This is a genomic window from Acidovorax sp. (assembly GCF_046314175.1).
Classification (GTDB): Bacteria; Pseudomonadota; Gammaproteobacteria; order Burkholderiales; family Burkholderiaceae_C; genus Acidovorax.
The window spans coordinates 42,823-53,909 of the sequence record NZ_JBKBXG010000017.1 but is presented as its reverse complement, the minus strand read 5'-3'; the positions used below and the strand labels follow the sequence as shown (position 1 = coordinate 53,909).

The window sequence follows — 11,087 nt, the reverse complement described above, 5'->3', positions numbered from 1 at the left end:
TTTGTTGTTGTGGGTTTTTTTGTGGGGGGGGGGGGGGGGGGCCGCCCCCCCCCCCCCCAAAAAAAAACCCCCCACGGCAAGATCCGCGACCAGACTTCGACAAGCTCAACGCGAACCGCCCGCAGCCTGCTCGCGAAGGTAGGCCAGCACCGCTGCCTCATCCCCCTCAAACACAACGCGCTCGGCCCGGCTGCTGCGCTGAAACGCATACATGGGGTCGTAATACTGCCGCATCAGCACGGTGATCCAGTCGCGGTGCAGGTCCACATTGCCGGTGTCTTTCTGCAGCACAAGCGCGCGTTGCATCACTTCGCGCAAAGTCTGGTGCAGGCTGCCACCCAGCCGCTTTGCCAGTTTGTCCAGGCTCTCCAGCAGGCGGGCTGCAAACAGGTCAGCGCCCGCCACGGGCCCGTGCGCGGCCACAAAGGCTGCGCATTGCTGCACCACATAGTCTTGCAATATGCGTTCGACCCGGCGGTCAAAATCATCCGTCAGGCAGACGATGGGCACCTGCTCCAGCCGCTGGCGCAGCGGCAGCGGCACCGAGCATTTGCCCACGTGGCGGCCTTCGTCTTCCACCACCAAGGTGTGGTGCCCAGCGGCACGTTTTTTCAGGATGTCGATGGCCAGGTGGTTTTCAAAATCAATCTGCGCAGGCTGGCCGGTAACGCGGCTGCCAAAACTGGAGCCGCGGTGGTTGGCATGTCCTTCCAGGTCCAGACCGTGGGCCAGCTGCGCCAGCACTTCGGTCTTGCCGGTGCCCGTCAAGCCGCTCAGCACAACAAACCCGCACTCTGCGGACGCGGCCTCTGTGGTCTGCAGCAAAAACGTGCGCATGGCCTTGTAGCCACCAATGACGCGCGGGTAGGCAATGCCCGCCACGCTCTGCAACCACTGCTGAACAATCTGCGACCGCAGCCCGCCGCGAAAGCAGTACAGCACCCCGTGCTGCGCGTGCGCTTTGGCAAACGCGGCCCAGGCTTCGATGCGGTCTTGCTTGTTGTGGCCTGACACCAGCTGGTGGCCCAGCGCGATGGCGGCCTGCTGGCCCTGCTGCTTGTAGCAGGTGCCTACCTGCTGGCGCTCGCTGTCGTTCATCAACGGCAGGTTGACGGCGCCGGGGAACGCGCCCTGCGCAAACTCCACCGGCGCGCGCACGTCCATCAGGGGCACATCGTTCAGAAAGATGTGCGCGTAGTCGACGAGGTTGTCACGCATCGGCACAGTCCATGAGGCGGTCAATGCACTTCAACAGCAAACCGCTGTCGCGCTGTCATCTGGCCGATGGGCTGCAGTGCCAAGCCCAACGCTTGGGCTACCGATAGGAACTCGGCTTCGCCATCGGGCTCCACGGCCACCAGCAGGCCACCGCTGGTTTGCGGGTCGCACAGCAGCAGCTTTTGCTCCTCCAGCGCCAGCGGGGCGATCTTGTCGCCATAGCTGTCAAAGTTGCGCAAGGTGCCGCCGGGCGCACAACCTTCGGCCAGGTAGTGCGACACGCCCGCCAGGCGCGGCACGGCGGCGTAGTCGATCTGTGCGGTCAGCCCGCTGCCGTCGGCCATTTCCAACAGGTGGCCCAGCAGGCCAAAGCCGGTGACATCGGTCATGGCGGCCACGCCGGGCAGCTTGCCAAAGCGGCTGCCGGGGTTGTTCAGCGTGCACATCCAGTCGCGCGCCAGGCCCACGTCTTCGGGCCGCAGTTTGGACTTTTTTTCGGCGGTGGTCAGGATGCCGATGCCCAGCGGCTTGGTGAGGTACAGGCGGCATCCTGCGGTGGCGGTGTCGTTGCGCTTGAGGTGCCGCTTGTCCACCACGCCGGTCACTGCCAAGCCAAAGATAGGCTCTGGCGCGTCGATCGAGTGCCCGCCCGCCAGCGGTATGCCGGCTGCATCACACGCCGCCCGCCCGCCGCGAACCACCTCGCGTGCCACCTCAGGCGGCAACACGTTGACAGGCCAGCCCAATATGGCAATGGCCATCAACGGGTCGGCGCCCATGGCATAGATGTCGCTGATGGCATTGGTGGCTGCAATGCGGCCAAAGTCGTACGGGTCATCGACGATGGGCATGAAGAAGTCGGTGGTGGACACTACGCCGCGCTCGCCGTCCAGCGCGTACACCGCAGCATCGTCGCGCGACGTGTTGCCCACCCACAGGCGCGGGTCCAGGGTTTGCGATCCGCTGCCGGCCAGGATCACGTCCAGCACCTTGGGGCTGATCTTGCAGCCACAACCGGCGCCGTGGCTGTATTGGGTAAGGCGAATGGGCTCGGTCATGGGGTGGATCTCGGTGGGTCAACGGTGGGCCGACTGTGGGCGGTGAAGCCGGTCAATATAGCAAGGCATCGCACGCACAGCCCACCGGTTCAGTCGGCGGACAGGGGACAGGCGGTATAAGACACGCCATGCTTTCCGACGACGAACAATCTGCCTTTCAGGAATCCATCGCCCGGGTGCGCAGCCTGGCGGCGCGCGCGCTGCAGCAAGCCCACGGTGCCGACGAAGCCATTGCCTTCACCGCCCAACTGCACCGCAGCCTGGACACCGTGGCCGTGCAGGCCAGCGCCGCCGGCCCGGTGCCCGACTGCAAGGCGGGTTGCGCCCACTGTTGCCATGTGCGGGTGGAGGCCACCGAGCCCGAGGTGTTTCGCATTGCGCAGCACCTTGCGGCCGAGTTGGCTGACAGCATGGACGCCATCACGGCCCGGCTGCGCCAGCACATCAGCAATGCACACAGCGGCGCAGTGCGCCAGCCCTGCAGCTTTTTGGTGGACGACCGCTGCGCCATCTACAGCGTGCGCCCCGCCGCGTGCCGCAAGGCGCATTCACTGTCGGTACAGCACTGCGCCACGCAGGCGCCGCAGATTCCGCAAAACCTGCGCCTGCTGCTGGACGCCGAGGCGCTGATGGCGGGCACCGCACAGGCGTATGGCGATGTGCAGCTGGCCGCCAACGCGCACGAACTGAACGCGGCCGTGCTGGCGGCGATGACCGAAGCGACTGCGAAAGAACGTTGGTACCAGGGAGACAGAAACGCGCTGGGCCCGGCTTGCAAAATGGATGCGCCTTGACTTCCGTCAAGCCCAGCAACCCACCCGTCGGCACACAATGCCCCAGCCCCGCCAACACCCGATGAACATGCCCTCACCCCTGCGCCCCCTGATTGCCGCCACGCTGCTGCTGCCGCTCATGTCCCTGCTGGGCTGCGGCAAGCCCGAAACCGGCGGCCCCGCGCAAACAGGTTTTGATGCGTTGGTGGCGTCGTGCACCCAGTTTTTGGCCGCGCGCGAACCGCACGTGCGCCCCGGCGGCAGCGGCGAGTGGATCAAGACCGGCTACAGCCCTGCCCTGGTGGTGCCGGAGCTGAACCGTACCGAATCAACGGTGACTCCGTTTGTCGGCAAGATCGTTGTCAAAGACAACGAAGCCCAGGCCGCCGCCACCACACAGGATGGCGCCCAAGCCATCACCCTGACGCCTGCGCACCTGCTGTCCAACCGCACGCACACCTTTGTGTACAGCTTTGACGGCAAAACGTGGCGCTGGCAAAACGGCCAGCTGCTGACCAAGATTCCGGGGCAGAACGACACCACGGTGGCGTTGGCGCTGGCGGACGTGTCTGCGGTGGGGCCCAAAGGGTTTACAGGATGCCTGCCACGCTGATGTGAGCAGGCATCGGCGGCGCCAATCGCTACTAAATTGATAGCTGTCAGCGCTTATTCAACAAGCGCAAATAACCAATTTCTCTAAATATTTCGACCCGGTATGAGGCCAGCCATGGTTCGGCCGGGTGCTACAGGTCCTCCGCAGCGGGTGCGTCTGGGTAGACGCTTTCGCCTCCCACGGTGGTCACGTAGCGCTCTTGCAGCGCCAATGCTTCGGTGCGTGGAGCAGCAGGCGCAGGCAGCGCTGCCAGGTCCCGAATCGTCGGCGCACCGGGCATGTAGTCAGCGCCAATGGGGCTGAAAGCCAGGGCGCTCAGGAACATCGCAATCAGGACCACGCCCACCAGAAAAGTCCGCCAATCGCCCGGCGCACCGGACGGGTACGGTGCAGGCACCACAGGCTGGGTTTCGCTGGTGAAGTGACCGGACGATTTCATGGCGACCTCGGCTCAAAACGGGGGTTGGAAATGGTGCAGCGCGACGCTACGGGTTGTGACGCGGCAATGGCGCGAAAGGGAAGCAGACTGCGCTACCGCTTCTTGTCATCCGTCTCGCCAATGTCGGCACGGCCCATGCGTGACGATGGCTTGGGCGAAGGATGCTCTTCGATCTTTCCCTCGCGATGGCCTGATGGATCTACCGCGTCAGCGGGGCCCACTCCGGGCTGCTCACCGCCCTCACGGTTGGCATAGGTCTGTTGAGCAGTCCCGTCGCTGTCCTCGTCCTTGAGGCCGTACTGGTTGAAATCTGGATAGGGTGGCTTGGCGGTCATGTTGATGCTCCGGGCTTTGCGGCACAGGTTTTGTCTTCAGCCCAAGGGCTTCCACACAGGAGGGTCGGGATACGGAAACTGCACGGGTTCGCGGCGCGGGCGCAGCGCTGCTTCGGACTGCCGCTGGCGCTTAAGCGCGCGCGGTTTGAGCGCATGGGAACCGGTGGATCGACTGGTGTGCATGGCGGTCTCCTGAGGCGGTGGGCTGTGAGCCCAAGCGTCGTGCCGGGCTCTGGCTCTATTAATGCCGCCCCCGCGCTTGCAGAACGTAAGACAACGCTGATTCCGTGGATCAGAAGCCAGCCACCGGTACAGCACGCCCCGACAGGACTACAACCCGCTGCGGCCACCCCTACGGGCGACCACCGCCGCCGCACATCCACACCGCAATCGGTACCGCAACACGTGCAAGGATGGCCGGTATGCAACGAGCGCTGCGCAGAAAAATGGCACGCGCCAACAGGCGCTGCTGCTGACGCTTGAAACGTTTATGGCAACGACGGATATGCCCAAATCACAGCAGCACGACCGCGGTGGGCGAAGAGTGAAAGATGCAGTGAGCGACGATGCCCCACCGCTGTTGAGCAGTGGGGCCAAGAGGCGTTGGCAGCGGCGCAACCACCCCGATGAATGAGAGGCTGCGTGGCTGCGCGCGCTACGGAGATCGCTCCAGCTCCTGTGCGAGCATCTGCCGGCCTTTGGGTGTGATGGCCAGCACCCGTGCAAACTGCTGCGTATCGGCTGTGGCGCTGGGCAGCATTACAGACACAAGGTCTGCCGCGCGCAAAACCCGCAGCTTGTCGATATTGGCTTCCGTATCCACGGTCAGTGGAAGTTGGGTTCGCGCAATCTCTCGGAGGTATTCAAACGGCATGTCGTTTCTCCTGCGGGCGTGACAGAAGGTGCATTGTGGTAACCAAGGCGCCCGTCGCCTGTAACAAATTCACAATTCCACAACGTGTACAGGGAGGCAGCTTCTGGGTAGTCACGGTCGCTACCCGACGTTTTGAATGCATATCCATCAGTTCAAAACTGACTATGCCGCGCGTGCCGAGTTCGCCGAGTTCGCCGAGTTCGCCGAGTTCGAATCAAACCCTTCGCCGCTCAATCACCGACGCGCTCCTTGCCAATGCTCAAAACCACTGCACACAGCCCGAGAGCCATGTTTGGCGGGCGCCTGCCCTTCGATGCAGACCAGTACACAACCAACCGCCGTAGGAGACAGCCCACGCAGGCAAGGGCTTCAGCCCGATGCAGCGATGACGCAGGTGTGGCCATGCTTGAGGTACCCCTCCACTTCGGCCACTTTTTGCCACGCCATGTCCGCCATTCTCAAAGCACCACAACACAGCCCATACACCCCACAGAACTCTGACCCAGCCAATCGCCTCGACAACATCGCCGCCCCTTTGCCGCCCCAAAACCCTGGCCCGTTCCGCGCTTTGTACGAGCCCTTGGTCAACGGCATTCCCACCCAACAGGAGCGCGCCGCTGCAGCCGATTTCTTGCGGGTCTCGCTGCGAGACACCGCATTTGGAGTGGACGATCTGCCCAGCAGCGGCGCGGGCCTGATCGAGTGGATGGAGACCAATATGCGGGCGGTGCATGGCAAGTACCAAAGCTATCTGCAGTCACGCCAAAGCGGCGCGCCGCGCAAGTACTTTGTCAACCGAGCGCACGCGCTGTACTTCTTGCGGCAGGTGGCTCCCACCAAGCTGGTGGACGGCGCGTGGCTGTATGGCTTGTGCGTGTATGCAGACAACCCACGCCTGTCAGACCTGGTGGTGACGTATCTTGAAGAGCTGGGCAACGGCGACGCGGACAAGAACCATGTGACGCTTTACCGCGGGCTGCTTGCGCGCTACGGGCTCGACCCGGTGGATGGACTGCCCGACACACACTACGAGCAGGGCCTGATCCAGCTGGCGCTGGGCTGGAATGCGCAGGATTTTTTACCCGAGATCGTGGGCTTCAACCTGGCCTATGAACAACTGCCTCTGCACCTGTTGATCAGTGCGTATGAACTGAACGAACTGGGGATTGACCCCTACTACTTCACGCTGCACGTCACGGTGGACAACACCGACACCGGCCACGCACGGCGCGCCTGCCAGGCCGCCATCGATGCAGCTCCACGCATGGACGACGGCAGCGAATACTGGCGCAGGGTGCGCGCTGGCGCCAAGCTGGGTAACCTGGGCGTCGGATCGCTTGATGTGGTTCGCGGCTTCAACATCGACAACGAGGTGGTGCGCATATTTGCCCACAAGGCGCCTGCGGGCAACGGCGCGCATTCGGACTTTTGCAAAGTGGCCGGGCGCAAGGTGAATGACTGGCTGGCACACCCGAAGGATGTCCCGGCTTTTCTGGCGGCACTGGAGCAGGCAGGATGGATCAAGAGAAACCAGCCCGCTGTCGAGAGCAGGTTCTGGAACCTGCTGCAGGGAGACCGGGCCGAGATGTTTGGCGTGTTTTCGCCGTACGAGCTTCAGGTCATTCATGACTGGATTCGCGGAGACGCCTGCACGGATGGCGCGTCGTTCGAAGCGACCGCTGCGGCGTCAGGCACTGGCACAGTCGCCCAGGTGCCGCGCCGTCCTGTGAGCTTTCGGGTTGCTGAAAGACTGCGCCTTGCCCGCAGCGGAGGCAGCCATGCCAGCCATCAAAGCGCTGCCAGCAATGAACACCAGTGGCTGGATACCGACCTGTCACTCTTGCGTGAGCAGCTGCCCACCCTGGGCCCTGCCGAGCAGCGCGATTTGCTGGTACGCGCCATGTCGCCCGCGCTGCACTGGACACCCGCAGGGCTGGTGGCAACCAAGGCGTTTGTGGTGCGCGCGTATTCCGCCTGATCGGCACGCCGCTGGGGTGCGAGGCAGCTTCAGCAGCACCCTACTGCGTGGCTGGGGCTTGTCTTACAGCGCCTGCGCCGCAGCCGCATTACGTTTGAGTCTGTTTGTTATTCAGGAGTTGGCAAATGAGCGACGACACCCACGAAATCGTGCATGACCGCAATTTCATCAGCCTGACGGAGCGCGGCGAGGTCCGCGACTGGACCAACAGCCTCGCCGTGACTGAGACAGAACTGAGGGAGGCCGTTGCAGCCGTTGGTCACTCGGCCGACAAGGTGCGCGAATACCTGGCTTCGCAATAAATTAAACAACCAAGCACGGAGTTGCCCATGGCAGAAGACGCAGGCCAAGCGCCCTCATCCACATCCACACGCACGCGCACGATGTGAAAAGGCGCCATCAGTTTTGGCAAAGGGACCGCCACGCCGACATTGTCAAAGGCGTTGAATATGAAGGCGGCCGCTACGTGATGCTGTCTCCCGAAGCTGTCGCCCGAAGAGACTGCCGCCGCGTTCCCCAACGTTACGCAGCCCATTGAAATCGAAGCGTTTCTGGATGCCGACGAAATTCCGTTTGTGTCCGTGGAGCGGCCCCACTAGACCGTCAAGGGCTTCAGCCATGAGGTGGTGCAACACCTGGCCCGCACCATTTCGCAGCGGTTTGTGGCCAAGAGCAGCCCCAAGAACCGCGTGGCCAGATCGTTGCCGGCTACCTGCGCAACGGCCTCGGCACCACCACCAGCGCCTGGACCGCCCCGGCATGGGCATGTCAGTGCCTGTGGCGTGGGACGAGCTGGGCAAGGTCACCAGCGGCGCGCACTGGACCGTGCAATCAGACGGCCGCAGGGTGCGCACCGGCAATGGCCCGTAGCAGGGGTATGACAAGGCGGCGGTGTCTTTGACTGCCGCCATGAAGGCGCTAGGACGCGCCCGCTGAAAATCAAAATTGATAGCTGCTAGCTCTTATGCATCAAGCGCTAGAGCCCTATTTCATTCAAATTTGGGGGCAAAGCGCTGCGAGGCAGGCTTCAAACAGCGCGCAGCTCTGTCTTGCGCTCAATGATCCGCGACACCAGGCCGTAATCCACCGCCTCTTCGGCCGACAGCCACCGGTCGCGTTCGATGTCGATCAGAACCTCCTCCAGCGACTTGCCCGTCTCGCGCGCAATGGTGCGAGCAATGCGTTCGCGGGCCTTGACGATCTCGCGCGCCTGGATGGCGATGTCGCTGGCCGGGCCACCAGAGCCGCCGCTGGGCTGATGGATCAGGAAGCGCGTGTTGGGCAGGCAGTAGCGCCTCTCGCGGGGCACGGACAGATACAGGTGCGTGGCAGCGCTGCCCACCCAGCCCGTGCCGATCATGTTGACCGGCGCAGCGATGAACCGCACGACATCGTGGATGGTGTCGCCCGACTCCAGGTGCCCGCCGGGTGAGCTGACCAGGATGTCGATGGGGTCGGCGCTGTCGGCGTCCAGCGCGATCAGGCGGCGCGTGACATCGGCGGCGGTGACGTCCGTCACAGAGCCAAAGATCAGCAGGGTGCGCGCCTTGAAGGCTTTTTCTTCCAGATAAGAGGTGCGCGGCTCGGTCGCGCTGGATGGCGTGGGGGTGTCGGGCATGTGGGGGGAGTCAGGGGTGTCCATGGCGCAGGTTCAAAGTGGGTGAACTGCCATGACGAACGAGGCACACGTTTCGTGACATCGCGCGTGCCACAGCCTCTGCGCGGTTCTGAAACCCGCCCCACAAACGGCTATGGCAAGATTTGAAAATGCAAGATGACCACGCACTGTCCCTCATCAACGCCGACCACCGCCGCCTGGTGCGCGCCGCCACCCGCCTGCTGGGCCCGGTCGACGCAGAAGATGCCGTGCAGGACGCATATGTGCGCGCCCTGGAGGCCGACGCGCTGCACCTGAACGCAGCACAGGCCTGGCTGCTGACGGTGGTGCGCAACCTTGCCATCGACCGACTGCGCAGGCGCCAGTGGATGCAGCAGTGGGTGAGGGGTGAAAACGCGGTGCATACCGAACCCATATCAGCCTCCGCCGAAGCGGATGCCGCGCTGGCGCAGGAGGCCCACCACGCGCTGCGCACGCTTGCGGCACACCTGGCGCCCACAGACGCAGCGGCCGTGCTGCTGCACGAGGTGTTCGAGGCCAGCCACGCAGAAATCGCACAGGCCACCGGCCGCACAGAAGCCGCCAGCCGCCAGCAGCTGCGCCGGGCACTGCTGCGGTTGCGGCGGCCAGGCCCATCGCCAGCGCCCCACGCCACCGCGGAGCGAACCGCTGAAGATGACACTGTATTGCGCCTGTACGTGCAGTCGCTGCAGCTGCGCGACCCGAAAGCCCTGTGGGCCATGCTGCGCCAGCCACCGATTCATGCCTTGGCGATGGGTGGGGAACCCACAGGGACGACCCACGCGGCAGCGCACGCGCCCGTCACTAGGTGCGGTGTTGTGCAGGTGGGCGGACAACTGGGCCTGGTACTGACACTGGACGGGGTCACCCTGTGCGTAGTGCCGCTGGGCGTGCAGAACCTTCGCGACGAAGCGGCTGTGCTGCTGTAGATAAAGATTCAACTGCGCCTGCCGCTGCAGCAGTTTCGCTCTCTGGCCCATTGCCCCACCACGGAAACGCCATGCAAACAAATCAACGAGCCAGAACGCCGCTGCACGCTATAGCGGCCCTTGCCATTCTTCTGTGGGCGGGGCAGGCAATGGCAGCAGCCAAGGCGGCCACCACGGTTCCGTCGGCGCAATGGCAGCGCATCGCATCGCCAGAAGCCGTGGGCTGGTCCACCGAAAAACTCGCCCTGGCGCGCGAGCATTCCAAAAGCCTCGACACGACTGCAGTGATGCTGGTGGTGAACGGCCAGATCCTGGATGAATGGGGCCGCACCGACGAGCGGCTGAACATCCACTCCATCCGCAAAAGCATTCTGAGCAGCCTGATGGGCACAGCGGTGGCCAATGGCCAGGTGCGGCTTGACGCCACCCTGGCCGAACTAGGCGTGGACGACAACAAACCCGCGCTGACGGCAAGCGAGAAACAGGCCACGGTGGCAGACCTGCTCAAGTCACGCTCGGGCATCTACCACCCTGCCCTGTATGAAACAGCGGCCATGGCCGCCCGCCGGCCCACGCGCGGCAGCCACGCGCCGGGGGCGTTCTGGTACTACAACAACTGGGACTTCAACGCGCTGAACACGATTTACGAAACGCGCACAAAGACCAGCATCTACACCGCGTTTGCCACCCAGCTGGCCAAGCCGCTGCAGATGCAGGACTGGCGCGCGCAGGACGGCAGCTACTACACCGGCAAAGAGTCGGTGCACGCCGCCTACCCCATGCGCATGTCGGCACGCGACCTGGCCCGCTTTGGGCTGCTGTACCTGCGCGATGGTCGCTGGGCTGGCAAGCAGGTGGTGCCCGCAGCGTGGGTGCGCCAAAGCCTGCAGCCCTATTCAGACACCGGGGCGGATGGCGGCTACGGTTACATGTGGTGGGTGTCGGTGGACGGGCGCCACCTGCCTTCCATCAAGGTGCCTGCAGGCACCTTCTCAGCCCAGGGGTACGGCGGGCACATGGTGGTTGTGGTGCCAGCGTACGACCTGGTGGTGGTGCACCGGGTGAACACCGACATTGCCACGAACGTGGTGAGCGATGCGCAGTTCGCCAAGCTGCTGGAGCTGATCCTGGCTGCGCGCCTGCCGCGATGACCACGCCGACCACCCTGCCCCCGCAACCGGCTGGGGTGGTCACCCCGTTTGCAGGGCAACCATCCCATTCGACTGCCGTT

Annotated in this window: 13 protein-coding genes and 1 pseudogene; 7 read left to right on the top strand and 7 right to left on the bottom strand. The window is 64.0% G+C overall.

All coding sequences use genetic code 11. The features are described 5' to 3' along the window. Positions 1–105: 105 nt before the first annotated feature. Both mnmH and selD read right to left on the bottom strand, forming a co-directional pair. The gene (mnmH, locus tag ACK4OE_RS06950; RefSeq protein WP_409883946.1) at positions 106–1,218 is read right to left on the bottom strand and encodes a tRNA 2-selenouridine(34) synthase MnmH; all 1,113 of its coding nucleotides are present in this window, start codon (positions 1,216–1,218) and stop codon (positions 106–108) included. Positions 1,219–1,238: 20 nt separating this feature from the next. Then, complete coding sequence (gene selD, locus ACK4OE_RS06945) at positions 1,239–2,276, bottom strand: selenide, water dikinase SelD (protein WP_409883945.1); 1,038 nt, start codon at positions 2,274–2,276, stop codon at positions 1,239–1,241. Positions 2,277–2,404: 128 nt separating this feature from the next. On the opposite strand from selD, the gene ACK4OE_RS06940 reads away from it, so the two are divergent. Together ACK4OE_RS06940 and ACK4OE_RS06935 are read left to right on the top strand one after the other, a co-directional pair. Beyond that, complete coding sequence (locus tag ACK4OE_RS06940) at positions 2,405–3,070, top strand: YkgJ family cysteine cluster protein (protein WP_409883944.1); 666 nt, start codon at positions 2,405–2,407, stop codon at positions 3,068–3,070. A 61-nt stretch (positions 3,071–3,131) separates the two neighbouring features. Beyond that, positions 3,132–3,662, top strand: a complete 531-nt coding sequence (locus tag ACK4OE_RS06935; protein ID WP_409883943.1) for a hypothetical protein — start codon at positions 3,132–3,134, stop codon at positions 3,660–3,662. 130 nt (positions 3,663–3,792) lie between these two features. Here the strand turns inward: ACK4OE_RS06935 and ACK4OE_RS06930 are convergent, their stop codons facing one another. From ACK4OE_RS06930 to ACK4OE_RS06915, 4 genes are all read right to left on the bottom strand, one after another. Then, positions 3,793–4,101 (bottom strand): hypothetical protein, encoded by a 309-nt coding sequence (locus tag ACK4OE_RS06930; protein WP_409883942.1) that lies wholly within the window; start codon positions 4,099–4,101, stop codon positions 3,793–3,795. A gap of 92 nt (positions 4,102–4,193) precedes the next feature. Next, on the bottom strand, positions 4,194–4,436 hold the full coding sequence (locus ACK4OE_RS06925) for a hypothetical protein (RefSeq protein ID WP_409883941.1): 243 nt from the start codon (positions 4,434–4,436) through the stop codon (positions 4,194–4,196). Positions 4,437–4,472: 36 nt separating this feature from the next. Next, positions 4,473–4,619 (bottom strand): hypothetical protein, encoded by a 147-nt coding sequence (locus tag ACK4OE_RS06920; protein ID WP_409883940.1) that lies wholly within the window; start codon positions 4,617–4,619, stop codon positions 4,473–4,475. Between the two features lie 472 nt (positions 4,620–5,091). After that, positions 5,092–5,310 carry a hypothetical protein gene (locus ACK4OE_RS06915; RefSeq protein WP_409883939.1) on the bottom strand — a complete coding sequence of 73 codons (219 nt, stop codon included), beginning with the start codon at positions 5,308–5,310 and terminating at the stop codon, positions 5,092–5,094. A 445-nt stretch (positions 5,311–5,755) separates the two neighbouring features. Between ACK4OE_RS06915 and ACK4OE_RS06910 the strand changes: the two genes are divergently transcribed. The 3 genes and pseudogenes from ACK4OE_RS06910 to ligD all read left to right on the top strand — a co-directional run. Beyond that, entirely contained in the window at positions 5,756–7,288 is a 1,533-nt protein-coding gene (locus tag ACK4OE_RS06910; RefSeq protein WP_409883938.1) for an iron-containing redox enzyme family protein, read from the top strand. A 125-nt stretch (positions 7,289–7,413) separates the two neighbouring features. Next, a complete protein-coding gene (locus tag ACK4OE_RS06905) occupies positions 7,414–7,590 on the top strand; it encodes a DUF3606 domain-containing protein (RefSeq protein WP_409883937.1) in 177 nt (58 codons plus the stop codon). Between the two features lie 297 nt (positions 7,591–7,887). Next, positions 7,888–8,158, top strand: a pseudogene (gene ligD / locus ACK4OE_RS06900) (ATP-dependent DNA ligase); the annotation flags it as partial. A gap of 157 nt (positions 8,159–8,315) precedes the next feature. Here the strand turns inward: ligD and ACK4OE_RS06895 are convergent. Continuing rightward, positions 8,316–8,930, bottom strand: coding sequence for an ATP-dependent Clp protease proteolytic subunit (locus ACK4OE_RS06895; protein WP_409883936.1), 615 nt, complete (start codon positions 8,928–8,930; stop codon positions 8,316–8,318). 125 nt (positions 8,931–9,055) lie between these two features. On the opposite strand from ACK4OE_RS06895, the gene ACK4OE_RS06890 reads away from it, so the two are divergent. Both ACK4OE_RS06890 and ACK4OE_RS06885 read left to right on the top strand, forming a co-directional pair. Next, positions 9,056–9,856, top strand: coding sequence for an RNA polymerase sigma factor (locus tag ACK4OE_RS06890; protein WP_409883935.1), 801 nt, complete (start codon positions 9,056–9,058; stop codon positions 9,854–9,856). A 71-nt stretch (positions 9,857–9,927) separates the two neighbouring features. Beyond that, positions 9,928–11,007, top strand: coding sequence for a serine hydrolase domain-containing protein (locus ACK4OE_RS06885; protein ID WP_409883934.1), 1,080 nt, complete (start codon positions 9,928–9,930; stop codon positions 11,005–11,007). Positions 11,008–11,087: the final 80 nt, after the last annotated feature.